Source organism: Curtobacterium sp. PhB170, assembly GCF_003752345.1.
GTDB lineage: Bacteria > Actinomycetota > Actinomycetes > Actinomycetales > Microbacteriaceae > Curtobacterium.
Map to the genome: position 1 here is coordinate 1 of NZ_RJUM01000009.1, position 15143 is coordinate 15143.

Here is a 15143-nt window from a genome sequence, read left to right on the forward strand (position 1 = left end):
AAAAAAATACAGACCCAACACCCCAAAGGGCATCAGACCGAGTTGATTCTGACTGTTGACTGTCTACTGACAATCTTCAATCCAAAAGGAATTGCTTCATGACCTGAACAACCGAAGCTGCCCAGGCACGAGGTCAATCAATAAATTGGCATTGACAATGTGCACGCTGTTGAGTTCTCAAGGACCAGACGCACTCCCCCGCTCGACACCCGAAGATGCTCCGCCAGAGAGGCTGGTGAATCCGCTGCCCGGGGAAGAACCGTGGCGGACAAGATCCCCGGGTAAACCCAGTGACCGTCTCAGCCGTTCCGTTCTCCGCCGCCGTGGCAACGAGTGATTACTTTACGCAGGGACGAACGGCTGCGCCAAGCCAGGCCGCATCCCGGGCGTGTCGCCCGGAACGGCCCCGCACGCGGAACGGCCCGCTCCCCCGAGGGGGAACGGGCCGTCGTGGTGACGAGCCAGGTCAGTGGCGCGCGATCACCGGGTTCTTGAGCGTGCCGATGCCCGAGATCGTCACCTCGACGACCTCGCCGTCGCGGATCTGGCCGACCCCGGCGGGGGTACCGGTCAGGATGACGTCACCGGGCAGCAGGGTCCAGATCGACGACACGAACTCGACCAACGAGGGGATGTCGTGGACCATCTCGTTCGTCGAGCCCGCCTGGCGCAGGTCGCCGTCCACGCGGGTCTCGATGCGGATGTCCGACGGGTCGATCTCGGTCTCGATCACCGGACCGAGCGGGCAGAAGGTGTCGAACCCCTTCGAACGGGTCCACTGGCCGTCGCGGGCCTGCAGGTCGCGGGCGGTCACGTCGTTGGCGATCGTGTACCCGAGCACGACGCTCGCGAAGTCCTCGCGCCGGACGTTCTTGGCGAGCGATCCGATCACGATGGCGAGTTCGCCCTCGTGGTCGACGCGGCCGATGTCCGCCGGCAGACGGATGGGTTCGTCGGGTCCGATCACCGAGGTGTTCGGCTTGAGGAACACCACCGGGTCGTCGCCGGCGCGCTCGTCCATCTCCGAGGCGTGCTCGAGGTAGTTGAGCCCCACCCCGATGACCTTCGACCGCGGGATGACGGGGGCGAGGAGCTTGGCGTCGGCGAGTGCGACACGCTCCCCCGTGGTCTCGAACCCCTGGTACATCGGGTCTCCGGCGAGCACCACCAGGTGCCGCTCGTCGAGGATGCCGTACCGGGGGTCTTCACCCTTGCTGCTGAACCGTGCGATCTTCACCGTTCGACCCTACCCACGCTCGCACGTCGATCAGGACGCGTCGGTCAGCTTCGTCATCCACCCGTGCGGGTCGGGACGACGGCCGTACTGGATGTCGGTGAGCTCGTCGCGCAGGGACATCGTGAGTTCCCCGGCGCCCTCGGTCGGCGAACCGATCGTGAAGCCCTCGCCGCGGAGCTCCGCGATCGGGGTCACGACGGCGGCCGTCCCGCAGGCGAACGCCTCGGTGATGGAGCCGTCGGCCACACCGTCACGCCACTCGTCGAGGGTCACCCGGCGCTTCTCGACCGTGAGCCCGCGGTCCTCTGCCAACTGCAGGATCGAGTCGCGCGTGATGCCCTCGAGGATGGAGTCGGAGTCCGGCGTGACGAGCGTGCCGTCGGACTTCACGAGCACGACGTTCATGCCCCCGAGCTCTTCGAGGTACTTGCCCTCGACCGAGTCGAGGAACATGACCTGCTGGCACCCGTGCTCGTAGGCCTCCTGCTGGGGCAGCAGCGACGACGCGTAGTTGCCACCGGTCTTGGCGGCACCGGTCCCGCCCTTGCCGGCGCGGGCGTACTGGGTCGAGAGCCAGATCGAGACCGGCTTCGGGCCCGAGGTGAAGTACGCCCCGGCCGGGCTCGCGATGCAGTGGTACGCCACCGCCTGCGCAGCACGCACCCCCAGGAACGACTCGGTCGCGATCATGAACGGCCGGAGGTACAGGCTCGTCTCGGGCGCGGACGGCACCCAGTCGACGTCGGTCTGCACGAGCTGCCGGATCGACTCGACGAAGGCCTCGACCGGCAGTTCCGGCAGCGCCAGCCGACGGGCCGACCGCTGGAACCGACGAGCGTTGGCGTCCGGGCGGAAGGACCACACCGACCCGTCCGCGTGCCGGTACGCCTTGAGTCCCTCGAAGATCTCCTGCGCGTAGTGCAGCACGCTGGCGCTCGGGTCGAGCGAGAGCGGGCCGTAGGGGTGGACCGAGGCACCGTGCCAACCGCCGTCGAGCGTCCACTCGACGGTGGCCATGTGGTCCGTGAAGTGCTTGCCGAAGCCCGGGTCGGCGAGGATCTCCTCGCGCTCGGCGGCGGCGCGACGGTCCGCGGACGGGGTGGTGGCGAACTCGAGTCCGAAGGCGGTGTCGGTGCTCATGGGGAGGGCTCCTTCTCAGGCGGTGGTGGTGCGTGCCGTGGCCGCGGCGGCGATGGCGTCGCCGATCTCGGCCGTGCGACGCTGCGTGGTGCCCCGGTCTGCCAGGTCCGCCTCGACGGCCCGCGTCACCGCCGTCGCGAGGTCGCTGCGACCGATGTGGTCGAGCAGCAGTGCGACGGAGAGGATGGCGGCCGTGGGATCGGCCTTCTGCTGACCCGCGATGTCCGGCGCGGAGCCGTGGACCGGCTCGAACATGCTGGGGAAGGTGCCGTCCGGGTTGATGTTGCCCGAGGCCGCCAGACCGATGCCGCCGCTGATCGCGCCGGCCAGGTCGGTGATGATGTCGCCGAAGAGGTTGTCGGTGACGATGACGTCGAACCTAGCAGGATCCCGCACCATGTGGATGGTGACCGCATCGACGTGCTGGTAGTCCACCGTGACGTCTGGGAACTCCGCTCCGACGGCCGCGACCGTGCGCTGCCACAGGGCCCCGGCGTGCACCAGGACGTTGCTCTTGTGCACGAGCGTGAGGTGCTTCCGTACCCGACGGTTCGCCAGGTCGAAGGCGTAGCGGACGACCCGCTCGACACCGAACGCGGTGTTCAGCGAGACCTCGGTCGCGATCTCCTGCGGCGTGCCCGTGCGGATGGCGCCGCCGTTGCCGACGTACGGTCCCTCGGTGCCCTCGCGCACGACGACGAAGTCCACCGCACCCGGGTCGGCGAGCGGCGTCGCGACGGCGTCGTGGACCTTGGTCGGACGCAGGTTGACGTAGTGGTCGAACGCGAAGCGCAGCTTCAGCAGGAGCCCACGCTCGATGATCCCGCCGGCGAGCCGGGGGTCGCGGGGGTCCCCGCCGACCGCTCCGAGCAGGATCGCGTCGTGCGACGCGATGGCGGACATGTCGTCCTCGGTGAGGATGTCGCCCGTCTCGAGGTAGCGCGTCGCACCGAGGGAGAACGGGGTCTCCTCGATGACGAGGTCGTCCGGGGTCACGGCGTGCAGGACCTTGAGGGCCTCGTCGACGACCTCTGGACCGATGCCGTCCCCGCGGATCACCGCGAGCTGGAGCGTCCGGACGGCCATCAGAGCGTGATGTCGATCTCGCGGAGCGAGGAGGCGTCGATCGCCCGGCCGACGTGCTCGAGGATCTCGGCGGGCACCGGCGAGTCGACGGTGAGGACGCTGAGCGCCTGGCCGCCGGCGGCTTCGCGCGAGATCTGCATCGCCGCGATGTTGATGCCGGCCTCACCGAACTCCTTGCCGTAGACCGCGACGATGCCCGGGCGGTCGACGTACTCCATGACGACGTGGTGCCGGTCGAGCGGGACCTCGACGTCGTGCCCGTTGATCTCGACGAGCTTCTCGACCTGCTTGGGGCCGGTGAGCGTGCCGGAGACGCTGATCGCGGGGCCGTCGGACTGGGCGCCGCGGATCGTGAGCACGTTGCGGTACTCGGGGCTGTCGGTCTCGGTGATGAGCCGCACGGTGACACCGCGCTGCTCCGCGATGAGCGGGGCGTTGACGTAGGAGACCTGGTCGCTAACGACGTCGGTGAAGACGCCCTTGAGCGCCGCGAGCTTGAGCACGCTGACGTCGTACTCGGCGAGCTCGCCGTGGACCTCGACGTCGATGCTCGTGACGGGCGACGTGGCGAGGGCCGTGAAGACCTGGCCGAGCTTCTCGACGAGCGGGATGCCAGGGCGGACGTACGGGTCGATGACGCCGCCGGCGACGTTGACCGCGTCCGGCACGAGCTCGCCGCCGAGGGCGAGACGCACCGACTTGGCGACCGAGACGCCGGCCTTCTCCTGCGCTTCGTCCGTCGAGGCACCCAGGTGCGGCGTGACGACGACGTTGGACAGTGAGACGAGCGGGGAGTCCTTCGGGGGCTCCGACACGAAGACGTCGAGACCGGCACCCGCGATGGTGTTCGCGGTCAGTGCACGGTGCAGGGCGTCCTCGTCGATCAGGCCGCCGCGGGCGACGTTCACGACGAACGCCGTCGGCTTCATGAGCGCGAACTGGTCGTCCGAGATCATGCCGAGGGTCTCGGGCGTGCGCGGCATGTGGATCGTGACGAAGTCGGCACGCCGCAGCAGGTCGTCGAGCGAGACGAGCTCGACCCCGAGCTGCTGGGCGCGGGCCGTCGTGACGTAGGGGTCGTACGCGATCACCTGGACGCCGAAGGCCTGCAGGCGCTGCGTGATGAGCGCGCCGATGCGGCCGAGACCGATGATGCCGACGGTCTTCTCGTAGAGCTCGACGCCGGTGTACGACGAGCGCTTCCACGCACCGGCGGCGAGCGACGCGTGCGCGGCCGGGATGTGGCGGGCGAGCGACAGGATGTGCCCGACGGTGAGCTCGGCGGCGGAGATGATGTTCGACGTCGGCGCGTTCACCACCATGACACCGGCGGTGGTCGCCGCCTTGATGTCGACGTTGTCCAGGCCGACACCGGCACGGGCGACGACCTTGAGGTTCGGGGCCGCGGCGATCGCCTCGGCATCGACCTTGGTGGCGGAACGCACCAGCACGGCATCCGCGTCGGCGAGGGCCGACAGGAGCGCGGGGCGGTCGGTGCCGTCCACGTTCCGGATCTCGAAGTCGGGCCCGAGGGCGTCGACCGTGGCGGGCGAGAGTTCTTCGGCGATCAGGACGACCGGCTTCGACACAGCTGCTGTTTCCTCACGAGAGACGGTTGGTATCCCACCATGCTATCGACGTGCGCGGCCCGTTACGACCGTGGGCGCCTAGAACTGCAGCAGGCTCGGCACGAACAGCTGCAGGTCGAGCCAGAGGGCGCCCGCCGCCGCGAAGGCGAGGACGAACACGGCGAGGGTGACCGCGAGCCGCGCACGACGCGTGATCACCAGGGCGACCACGAAGGCGACCGGGGCGATCAGGATGTCCAGGACCAGCCACAGCCAGGGCGTGCTGGCCTGCAGCGACTCGCCACCGGAGGTGGTCGCGAGGAACGCGTTGAACTCGTCCACCCGCTGCGAGATCTGCGTGAGGTTCCCCACCGCCTGCACCGTCATGTAGGCGAACAGCACGGCGAACACGAGCCAGACCGCGATGCGGCCGACGACCGGACCGCGCGACCGGCGGCCGGCCGGCGTCGCGGCGGTCACCCGAAGCTCCGCGTCAGCAGGAACGGCCACGGGAACAGCACCACGGCACCGAGCAGCATCCAGAGCAGTCGTGTCCGGGTCCGGCTGCCGCGGGCGGCCCACAGCACCACCGTGAACCACAGCGCCGGCGCCAGGATGGCGAGGAACCGGAGCACCTCGACGAAGACCGTCAGGACGGTGTCGACACCCGAGACGTACGAGGTCGACGCCGTCAGCAGCCAGGCGACCGTGTAGAGCAGGTAGAGCCCACCGAACACGCCGAACCCGACGAGGGCGCCGGAGGTCTCCGGTGCCTCGGGGTCGCGGTCGCCACGGTCCTTGACGGCGACCGGGTTGTGCGCGGCGTCGACGTGGGTGGCGTCGTCGGCGTCACCCCAGCTGAGCGCCTCGTCGTCGTGGTCGACGGCGTTCGTCACGTCCGGGTCGACCGACCCGTCGGGTGGGGATGCTGCCGTGTTCATGCCTCGATCCTACGAGGGACCGGCGCACGGGGAGACCACGGGTTCCCGGTGGGAGGTGCGCTCAGGCGTCGGCGGGCTGCGTCGCGAGCACCTCGGCGACGACGTCGCGCACGGCGGGGAAGAGCGGGTGGCTCTCCATCAGGCCGGTGAGGATCTCGGTGAGCGCGTGCGCCGTCGCGCCGGAGCGGAGCAGCGCGTGCAGCTCGATCGACTCCGGGTCGTTCTCGTCGTCGAACGCGAGCGCGACGCGGACGGCCCCGAGCAGGTGCTCGACCGGCAACCCGCGTTCGGCGAGCTGCGCGGCGGGACCGACGAAGCGCTCGCGTCGGCCGAGCTTGCGGAGCGGGTTGCGTCCGACGCGCACGGTGGTGTCGGGCAGGTGCGGGTTCGCGATGCGCGACAGGTTCGCCGCGACGTACCGAGCGTGGTCCTCCGGGTCGAAGCCGTGCTTCGCAACAAGGAGCGCGGTGGTCTCGGCGAGCACGCCGTCGACCTCGGCACGGACGGCGTCGTCCTCGAGGGCTTCACGGATGAGCCGGATGCCCCGGACGTAGCCGTGGTAGGCGGCCGTCGCGTGCGCGGTGTTCACCGTGTAGAGCTTGCGCTCGACGAAGGGCTGCAGGTCGTCGACCCAGGTGACGCCCTCGATCGTCGGGGGTTCGGCGTCGGAGCCGAGGAACGGCGTGCGCTCGATGACCCACTCGTAGAAGGGCTCGAGCACGACGTCGAGGCCGCCGGACTGCCCGAGCACGCCGGACTGGTCGGGGACGATCCGGTCGATGGCGCAGTTCGCGAAGACCGCGGCGATGTCGCGGTCCTCGAGCACCGGCGCCCGCCGGATGCTCGCGTGCAGGGAGTCGGTGGCGTTGAACGCGTTCTCACACGCCACGATCGTGACGTCGCCGCGCTCGAGCGGACGTGCCGCGAGTCCCTCGGCGATGAGCGGTGCGACGAGCGGGAGCGTCCGGGCACCGACGGCGGTCGTCACGACGTCCGCCTCGGCGATCGCCTGGATCACGCGGTCGCGGTCGGTCTTGCTGCTGAGCGCCCGGAAGCCGTAGACGAGGTGCTCGACCGGCATCTCGCCGACCTCGTGCACCACGAAGCGTCCGGCTTCGTTCAACGCGGACACCACACGGTCGTCGACGTCGACGAAGGTGAGCTCGTAGCCGCTCGCCACGAGGAACTGGCCCACGAACCCACGCCCGATCTTGCCGGCGCCGATGTGGACCGCTCGTTTCGTCACCGCCATCCGATGATCATCCCATGCTGGTCGGTCCGCCCCTGACCGCTCGTGCGGACCGCGGACGACGGCTGTCGCACATCGTCCGGGCGCACGCCGACGGGACGCCGGTCCACGGCGTCGGGGCTGGAGAAGAGCTGCTGCATAACGTTCGGGTCACGTCGCGAGGCGGCGGTGCAAGGGCTGCACCGCCGCCTCGTCATCGAGTGTTCCTCGGAAGACTACCGCGCTGCCGAGCCGTCCACGTAGTCGCCGTCGTTCTGCTTCCACGCGAAGAGCGCGCGGAGCTCGCGGCCGGTCGCCTCGATCGGGTGGCCCTCGCCCTTGGCGCGGAGCGCCTTGAACTCGGGTGCGCCGGCGTCCTGGTCGTCGATGAAGCGCTTCGCGAAGGCACCGTTCTGGATGTCCGCGAGCACCGCCTTCATGTTCTCCTTGACGTCGGGCGAGATCACGCGCGGGCCGGAGACGTAGTCACCGAACTCGGCGGTGTCGGAGATCGACCAGCGCTGCTTGGTGAGGCCGCCCTCCCAGATCAGGTCGACGATCAGCTTGAGCTCGTGCAGGACCTCGAAGTACGCGATCTGCGGCTGGTAGCCCGCCTCGACCAGGGTCTCGAAGCCGTACTGGATGAGCTGCGAGGTACCACCGCACAGGACGGCCTGCTCGCCGAACAGGTCGGTCTCGGTCTCCTCGGTGAAGGTCGTCTTGATGCCGCCGGAGCGCAGCCCACCGATGGCCTTCGAGTACGACCAGGCGAGGTCCCAGGCGGAACCCGACGCGTCGACCTCGACGGCGACGATCACGGGGACGCCACGGCCGGCCTCGTACTCGCGACGGACGGTGTGACCCGGGCCCTTCGGGGCGACGAGCGACACGTCGACGCCCTCGGGCGCCTCGATGTAGCCGAAGCGGATGTTGAAGCCGTGGCCGAAGACGAGCGTCGCGCCCGGCTTGAGGTTCGGACGGATGTCGTCGGCGTAGACGATGCGCTGGACCTGGTCCGGCGCGAGGATGACGACGACGTCGGCCCAGGCGGTGACGTCGGCCGGGGTGAGGACCTCGAAGCCGGCCTCTTCGGCCTTCTGGCGGCTCTTAGAGCCCTCCTTGAGGCCGATCTTGACCTCGACACCCGAGTCACGGAGGTTGAGGGCGTGGGCGTGGCCCTGCGAGCCGTACCCGATGACGGCGACCTTCTTGCCCTGGATGAGCGTCAGGTCGGCGTCGGCGTCGTACACGATGTCAGTCACGAGGGTGTGTCTCCTTGGTTCTGGTGGATTGTGGGGGTGGCGGACCGCTGGTCAGCGCACCCGGTCGGTGATGCTCTTCGGTCCGCGGCCCATGCCGAGGAGTCCCGCACGGGCGAGCTCCTTGATGCCGTAGGGCTCGAGGACGCGGAGGATCGCCTGGATCTTGCCGGGGTCTCCGGTCACCTCGACGATGAGCGAGTCGTTCGCGACGTCGACGACCTGTGCGCGGAACAGGTTCACTGCCTCGAGCACGGCCGACCGTGTCTGGTTGTCGACACGGACCTTCACGAGCATGTGCTCGCGCTGGACGGACTGCGAGAAGTCCAGTTCGACGATCTTGATGACGTTGACGAGCTTGTTGAGCTGCTTCGTCACCTGCTCGAGCGGGAGGTCCTCGACGTCGACGACGACGGTGATCCGGCTGAGGCCGTCGACCTCGGTGTTGCCGACGGCGAGCGACTCGATGTTGAACCCGCGGCGGGCGAACAGGCCCGCGACACGGGTCAGCAGACCGGGCTTGTCCTCGACGAGGAGGGACAGGACGTGGCTCATGCGGTTTCCCCCGTCATGTCGGCGTCCTCGTCGTCCCAGGTGGGTGCGAGGGCCTGGGCGTACTCGATGGACGAGTTGCTGACTCCCTGCGGGACCATCGGCCAGACCATCGAGTCACGGCTCACGACGAAGTCGATCACCACGGGGCGGTCGTTCGTCTCGAGTGCGAGCTGGATGGCGGCGTCGACCTCGTCGGCCTTCTCGACGCGGATGCCGAGGGCGCCGTACGCGTCCGCCAGCTTCACGAAGTCGGGCACACGCCGCGAGTCGTGACCGGTCTCGAGGTCGGTGAACGAGTGGCGGCCGTCGTAGAACAGCGTCTGCCACTGCCGCACCATGCCGAGCGACGAGTTGTTGATGATTGCGACCTTGATCGGGATGTCGTTGATGACGCAGGTCGCGAGTTCCTGGTTCGTCATCTGGAAGCAGCCGTCGCCGTCGATCGCCCAGACCACGCGTTCCGGCTGGGCGACCTTCGCGCCCATCGCCGCGGGGACGGAGTAGCCCATCGTGCCCGCGCCGCCGGAGTTCAGCCAGGCGTTCGGACGCTCGTACTTGATGAACTGCGCCGACCACATCTGGTGCTGCCCGACACCCGAGGCGTAGACGGCCTCGGGACCGGAGAGCTCGCCGATGCGCTTGATGATGGCCTGCGGGGCGAGCAGCCCGTCGGTCGGCTCGGCGTACCCGAGCGGGAAGTCGACCTTGAGCTGGCGGAGCTTCGTCCACCAGTCGGCCGTCGAGGCGCGGTCGTCGACGGCGATGCCGCCCCACGCGTCGAGCAGGTCGACCAGGACCTCACGGGCGTCGCCCACGATCGGGACGTCGGCGAAGCGGATCTTCGAGATCTCGGCCGGGTCGATGTCGACGTGCACGACCTTGGCGTTCGGCGCGAACTCGTCGGCCTTGCCCGTCACGCGGTCGTCGAAGCGGGCACCGAGCGCGATGATCAGGTCGCTGTCCTGCAGACCGAGCACCGCCGGGACGGTGCCGTGCATGCCGGGCATGCCGAGGTGCTGCGGGTGCGAGTCCGGGAAGGCACCGCGTGCCATCAGCGTCGTCACGACGGGCGCCCCCGTCGCCTCGGCGAAGCGGAGCAGCTCGGCGGTCGCGCGGGAGCGGATCACGCCGCCACCGACGTAGAGCACCGGACGCTCGGCCTCGGACAGGAGCTGCGCGGCCGCGGTGATCTGCTTGCCGTGCGCCTTGGTGACCGGTCGGTAGCCGGGCAGGTCGATCTTGGGAGGCCAGACGTAGGGCGCCGACTTCTGCTGGGCGTCCTTCGTGATGTCGACCAGCACGGGGCCAGGCCGACCGGTCGTCGCGATGAGGTGCGCCGCGGCCAGGGTCGCCGGAACGTCGGCCGGGTCCGTGACCAGGAACGAGTGCTTCGTGATCGGCATCGTGATGCCGACGATGTCGGCTTCCTGGAACGCGTCGGTCCCCATCAGCGTCGAGAACACCTGGCCGGTGATCGCGATGAAGGGCACCGAGTCCATGTAGGCGTCGGCGATGGCCGTGACGAGGTTCGTCGCACCGGGGCCGGACGTCGCGATGGCGACACCGACCTTGCCGGACGCCGAGGCGTAGCCCTCGGCGGCGTGGCCGGCGCCCTGCTCGTGGCGGACGAGGATGTGGCGGATCGTCTTCGACGCCATGAGCTCGTCGTAGAACGGGATGATGGCACCGCCCGGCAGGCCGAAGACGTCGGTGATCCCGAGGTGCTCGAGCGTCCGGAGGACGGCTCCCGAGCCGGTCAGGATCTCCGGCGACCGGCGTGCACCGGCGGCCGCGGACAGCGGAGTTGCTTCCGTGGGCATGAGGTGGTCCTTGCCTGGAGAGGTGGCGATGGTGCGTGTGTCGAACGCTAGCCCGTGACCGCGCCCTGGGCGGCGGACTTCACGAGCTTGGCGTACTTCGCGAGGACTCCGCGGGTGTAGCGCGGGGGCAGCGGGGCCCAGCCGTCACGGCGGGCCTCCAGCTCGGTCGGGTCGACCAGTAGGTCGAGCGAGCGAGCCGCGATGTCGACACGGATGCGGTCGCCATCGCGCACGAAGGCAACTGGACCTGCGTCCACTGCCTCGGGTGCGATGTGGCCGATGCACAGGCCGGTTGTGCCGCCTGAGAATCGTCCGTCGGTCAAGAGTAGTACATCCTTGCCGAGGCCCGCGCCCTTGATGGCTGCGGTGATGGCGAGCATCTCCCGCATGCCCGGGCCGCCCTTGGGACCCTCGTAGCGGATGACGACGACGTCGCCCTTCTGGATCTTGCCCTCGGTGAGGGCGTCCATCGCGGCACGCTCGCGGTCGAACACCCGCGCGGGGCCCTCGAACACCTCGGCGTCGAAGCCCGCGGTCTTCACCACGGCACCCTCGGGGGCGAAGGTCCCCTGCAGGACGGTCAGGCCGCCGGTCTCGTGGATCGGGTTGTCGAGCGTGCGGAAGACCTCGCCGTCGAGCGCCGGCGGGTCGATCTCGGCCAGGTTCTCGGCGACGGTCTTGCCCGTGACGGTGAGGCAGTCACCGTGCAGCAGGCCGGCGTCGAGCAGCGCCTTCATGATCACCGGGATGCCGCCGTTGCGGTCGACGTCGACCATGACGTACTTGCCGAAGGGCTTCATGTCGGCCAGGTGCGGGACCTTCGAACCGATGCGGTTGAAGTCGTCCAGCGACAGCTCGACCTCGGCCTCGTAGGCGATGGCGAGCAGGTGCAGGATGACGTTGGTGGAGCCTCCGAGGGCCATCGCCACGGCGATCGCGTTCTCGAAGGCTTCCTTCGTCAGGATCTGGCGGGCGGTGATCCCGTGCTCGAGCATGTTCACCACGGCCTCGCCGGAGCGGTGCGCGTAGTAGTCACGGCGGCGGTCGGCGCTCGGCGGGGCGGCGGAGCCCGGCAGCGACATGCCGAGGGCCTCGGCCACGCTCGCCATGGTGTTGGCCGTGTACATGCCACCGCAGGCACCCTCGCCCGGGACGATGGCGCACTCGATCTTCTTCAGCTCTTCCTCGGACATGGTGCCCGCCTTGCAGGCACCGACGCCCTCGAAGGAGTCGATGATCGTGACTTCCTTCATCGTGCCGTCGGCCTGCTTCACGTAGCCCGGCATGACCGAGCCCGCGTACAGGAACACGCTCGCCAGGTCGAGGCGTGCGGCGGCCATGAGCATGCCCGGCAGGGACTTGTCGCAGCCGGCGAGCAGGACGGTGCCGTCGAGGCGCTCGGCGTTGACGACGGTCTCGACGCTGTCAGCGATGACCTCGCGCGAGACGAGCGAGAAGTGCATGCCCTCGTGGCCCATCGAGATGCCGTCCGAGACGGAGATGGTGCCGAACTGCAGCGGGTAGCCGCCGCCGGAGTGGACGCCTTCCTTGGCGCCCTGTGCGAGGCGGTCGAGCGAGAGGTTGCAGGGCGTGATCTCGTTCCACGAGGACGCGATGCCGATCTGCGGCTTGCTCCAGTCCTCGTCTCCCATACCGACGGCCCGCAGCATGCCACGCGAGGTGGTTGCTTCGATCCCGTCGGTGACGACCCGGCTGCGCGGCTTGACGTCGATATCAGGCATGGAGCGAGTCTAGGACGCTTTGGGATACCAGTTGGACAACAACATGCGCTTGCATGTTCTGGAGTCCGACCGGGAGGCCCGGATCACCCTGGTCAGCGCGTCGCACGGATCCTCGCGAGCTGCTTCAGGACACCCGTCAGCGCCGCCGGGTCCGCGATGCGGTACCCGGCACGGGTCTCCCCCGGGCCCACCTTCACGCCGACGTCGCCGTCGGCGAGCACGCGGAAGCCGTCCTCGTCGGTGACGTCGTCACCGGCGAAGAACACCGCGTCGGCACCGTGGAGCTCGCGCAGCCGGGCGATCGCGTCGCCCTTCGTGACGTGCCGGACGGCGAACTCGACGATGTCCTTGCCACCGCGCTCGAGCACGTCGGCATCGGCCTCGTGCGCCGCACGGCTCGCGTCGGCGTTCGCCTGCGCGGCGACCTCGGCGCTCACGCGACGGGTGTGCACGCCGTGGCCGGCCGGCTTGTGCTCGATGACGACACCCGGGTACCGCGCGCCGACCTCGTCGAGCGCCGCACCGATCCGTGCGACCCGGGCGACCTCGTCGTCGGTCAGGGCAGCCTCGTCGTGGCCGTCCACGCGCCACTCGACGCCGTGCGACCCGACCAGCGCCATGTCCTGCGGCGCGTGCGACACGGCCGCGAGGCTGCCGAGCGGGCGACCGGAGACGAGGACGACCTCGGTGTCCTTCGCGCGGTGCAGGGTCAGGACCGCTGCCCACGAGCCCGGCAGGGCGCCCACCTGCGACGGCTCGTCGGCGAACGGCGCGAGCGTGCCGTCGAAGTCGAGGGCGACGATGAGTCGCGGCGCAGCCGCGAGCGTCTCGAGAGCCGTGTCGATGGCGGTCTGGTCGGTGGTGGTCTCAGTCATCACGTGCCTCCCGGGTGTCCTCGGCAGCCCTGGCGGATTGGGCGTCCTGGTCGAAGATCGACATGTTGTCGGTCTGCGCCTCACGGTGTCGGTCCGCCGGGTCGGTGGCGGACGGGTCGAGCTGGGCGTTCCGCGGCGCGTGCCGGTCGAGCGCCTCGAGGAACGAGCGCGACCAGCGCGCCACGTCGTTGTCACGCACGCGCTTCCGGAGCGCACGCATGCGTGTCGAGCGCTCGCGGCGCGGCATCTCGATCGCGCGCTCGATGCTGTCCTTCAGGGCGCCGATGTCGTGCGGGTTGACGATGACGGCCTGCTTCAGTTCGTCGGCTGCACCGGCGAACTCGGACAGGATGAGCACCCCGTCGCTGTCGAAGCGGGCCGCGACGTACTCCTTCGCGACGAGGTTCATGCCGTCGCGCAGTGCGGTGACGAGCATGATGTCGGCGGCCAGGTAGAGCGCCACCATCTCCTCGCGCGGGTAGCCGTGGTGCAGGTACGAGATCGGTTGGTGGCCGATGACCCCGAGGTCGCCGTTGATGCGGCCGACGCTCAGCTCGATCTCGTCGCGGAGCGTGGCATAGGTGTCGACGCGCTCGCGGCTCGGGCTCGCGACCTGGATGAGGGCGGCGTCCTCGACCTTGATGCGGCCGTCCTCGACGAGCTCGCCGAAGGCCTTGATGCGGTGCCGGATGCCCTTGGTGTAGTCGAGGCGGTCGACCCCGAGCAGCACCGTCTTCGGGTTGCCGAGGCTCTCGCGGATCTCGCGGGAACGCTCCTGCACCTCGGGACGGCGCGCGATGTCCTCGAAGGCCTCGGCGTCGATCGAGATCGGGAAGTGCCGGGCCTCGACGTGGCGGACCGTGATCCCCTTGCGGCTGCGCGGTGCGTCCGGGTCGTCGACGGGGACGTCGATCGTCTGGCCCTTCGTCGTGTAGCCCTTGATGTGACGGACCGCGCGGAGGAAGTCGCTCGCGTCGTCGTGGCGCTGGAAGCCGATGACGTCGGCGCCGAGCAGGCCGTCCAGGATCTGCGCGCGCCAGGGCAGCTGGGCGTAGATGCCGACCGGCGGGAACGGGATGTGGTTGAAGAAGCCGATCGTCAGGTCGGGACGCTTGGCCCGGAGCAGTGCCGGCACGAGCTGCAGCTGGTAGTCCTGCACCCAGACGATGCCGTCCTGCTCGGTGATCTCGGCGATCTGGGCGGCGAAGCGCTCGTTGACCCGCTTGTAGGCGTTCCACCAGTCGCGGTGGTAGCTCGGGTGCTCGATGACGTCGTGGTACAGCGGCCAGAGGGTGTCGTTGCTGAAGCCCTCGTAGTACTCCTCGACGTCGTCGTCGGACAACGGGACCGGCACGATGTGGATGCCCTCGTTGTCGAACGGCTCGACCTCGACCTCGGGCTGGCCGACCCAGCCGACCCAGGCCCCGTCGTTCGCGCGCATCACGGGCTCGAGGGCGGTGACGAGGCCACCGGGCGAGTGCCGCCATCCCTCGTTGCCGTCCTGGTCGACGACCCGGTCCACCGGCAGGCGGTTCGAGGCGACGACGAAGGCGTACTTGGTGGAGGAACGAGAAGGCGCAGACACGGTGGGAATCTACCAGCGCCCGGACAGCGGATTCACGGCGGATCGGCGGGTTCCGGTACGCTGCGGGTGCGTGTCGGGGGGACACGGGTGCTGGCGTGCGGCATCGG

The 15143-nt window shown here is 69.3% G+C and carries 13 protein-coding genes; all 13 read right to left on the reverse strand.

Annotated elements, in window-relative coordinates; all coding sequences use genetic code 11:
- Window positions 1-466: 466 nt before the first annotated feature.
- The 13 genes from EDF40_RS04210 to otsA all read right to left on the reverse strand — a co-directional run bounded on the left by EDF40_RS04210 (window position 467) and on the right by otsA (window position 15036).
- Window positions 467-1237: a fumarylacetoacetate hydrolase family protein gene (locus EDF40_RS04210; protein WP_111085932.1), complete on the reverse strand. Its 771-nt coding sequence runs from the start codon at window positions 1235-1237 to the stop codon at window positions 467-469.
- Between the two features lie 30 nt (window positions 1238-1267).
- A complete protein-coding gene (locus tag EDF40_RS04215; protein WP_123339009.1) occupies window positions 1268-2377 on the reverse strand; it encodes a branched-chain amino acid aminotransferase in 1110 nt (369 codons plus the stop codon).
- A 15-nt stretch (window positions 2378-2392) separates the two neighbouring features.
- Entirely contained in the window at window positions 2393-3463 is a 1071-nt protein-coding gene (locus tag EDF40_RS04220) for a 3-isopropylmalate dehydrogenase (protein WP_123339008.1), read from the reverse strand.
- Window positions 3463-5052: a phosphoglycerate dehydrogenase gene (gene serA, locus EDF40_RS04225; RefSeq protein ID WP_123339007.1), complete on the reverse strand. Its 1590-nt coding sequence runs from the start codon at window positions 5050-5052 to the stop codon at window positions 3463-3465. The genes EDF40_RS04220 and serA overlap by 1 nt, the downstream gene beginning before the upstream one ends.
- Before the next feature lie 78 nt (window positions 5053-5130).
- Window positions 5131-5511 carry a hypothetical protein gene (locus EDF40_RS04230; protein WP_123339006.1) on the reverse strand — a complete coding sequence of 127 codons (381 nt, stop codon included), beginning with the start codon at window positions 5509-5511 and terminating at the stop codon, window positions 5131-5133.
- Window positions 5508-5972, reverse strand: coding sequence for a hypothetical protein (locus EDF40_RS04235; RefSeq protein ID WP_111085937.1), 465 nt, complete (start codon window positions 5970-5972; stop codon window positions 5508-5510). Before EDF40_RS04235 ends, EDF40_RS04230 begins: the two co-directional genes overlap by 4 nt.
- Window positions 5973-6033: 61 nt before the next feature.
- Window positions 6034-7224, reverse strand: coding sequence for a mannitol-1-phosphate 5-dehydrogenase (locus EDF40_RS04240; protein WP_123292269.1), 1191 nt, complete (start codon window positions 7222-7224; stop codon window positions 6034-6036).
- Between the two features lie 212 nt (window positions 7225-7436).
- On the reverse strand, window positions 7437-8462 hold the full coding sequence (gene ilvC, locus EDF40_RS04245; protein WP_111085939.1) for a ketol-acid reductoisomerase: 1026 nt from the start codon (window positions 8460-8462) through the stop codon (window positions 7437-7439).
- Window positions 8463-8513: 51 nt separating this feature from the next.
- On the reverse strand, window positions 8514-9014 hold the full coding sequence (gene ilvN, locus EDF40_RS04250) for an acetolactate synthase small subunit (protein WP_022907763.1): 501 nt from the start codon (window positions 9012-9014) through the stop codon (window positions 8514-8516).
- The gene (locus EDF40_RS04255; protein WP_123339005.1) at window positions 9011-10834 is read right to left on the reverse strand and encodes an acetolactate synthase large subunit; all 1824 of its coding nucleotides are present in this window, start codon (window positions 10832-10834) and stop codon (window positions 9011-9013) included. Before EDF40_RS04255 ends, ilvN begins: the two co-directional genes overlap by 4 nt.
- Before the next feature lie 47 nt (window positions 10835-10881).
- Window positions 10882-12576 carry a dihydroxy-acid dehydratase gene (ilvD, locus tag EDF40_RS04260; protein WP_123292267.1) on the reverse strand — a complete coding sequence of 565 codons (1695 nt, stop codon included), beginning with the start codon at window positions 12574-12576 and terminating at the stop codon, window positions 10882-10884.
- Window positions 12577-12668: 92 nt separating this feature from the next.
- On the reverse strand, window positions 12669-13451 hold the full coding sequence (gene otsB / locus EDF40_RS04265) for a trehalose-phosphatase (protein WP_123339004.1): 783 nt from the start codon (window positions 13449-13451) through the stop codon (window positions 12669-12671).
- Entirely contained in the window at window positions 13444-15036 is a 1593-nt protein-coding gene (otsA, locus tag EDF40_RS04270) for an alpha,alpha-trehalose-phosphate synthase (UDP-forming) (protein WP_123339003.1), read from the reverse strand. The genes otsB and otsA overlap by 8 nt, the downstream gene beginning before the upstream one ends.
- Window positions 15037-15143: the final 107 nt, after the last annotated feature.

Bases quoted from the DNA above. Each gene is read 5' to 3' on its own strand.
- EDF40_RS04215 (WP_123339009.1), bottom strand. From the start codon at position 2,377: ATGAGCACCGACACCGCCTTCGGACTCGAGTTCGCCACCACCCCGTCC.
- EDF40_RS04220 (WP_123339008.1), bottom strand. From the start codon at position 3,463: ATGGCCGTCCGGACGCTCCAGCTCGCGGTGATCCGCGGGGACGGCATC.
- EDF40_RS04235 (WP_111085937.1), bottom strand. From the start codon at position 5,972: ATGAACACGGCAGCATCCCCACCCGACGGGTCGGTCGACCCGGACGTG.
- EDF40_RS04240 (WP_123292269.1), bottom strand. From the start codon at position 7,224: ATGGCGGTGACGAAACGAGCGGTCCACATCGGCGCCGGCAAGATCGGG.
- ilvN (WP_022907763.1), bottom strand. From the start codon at position 9,014: ATGAGCCACGTCCTGTCCCTCCTCGTCGAGGACAAGCCCGGTCTGCTG.
- EDF40_RS04255 (WP_123339005.1), bottom strand. From the start codon at position 10,834: ATGCCCACGGAAGCAACTCCGCTGTCCGCGGCCGCCGGTGCACGCCGG.
- ilvD (WP_123292267.1), bottom strand. From the start codon at position 12,576: ATGCCTGATATCGACGTCAAGCCGCGCAGCCGGGTCGTCACCGACGGG.
- otsB (WP_123339004.1), bottom strand. From the start codon at position 13,451: ATGACTGAGACCACCACCGACCAGACCGCCATCGACACGGCTCTCGAG.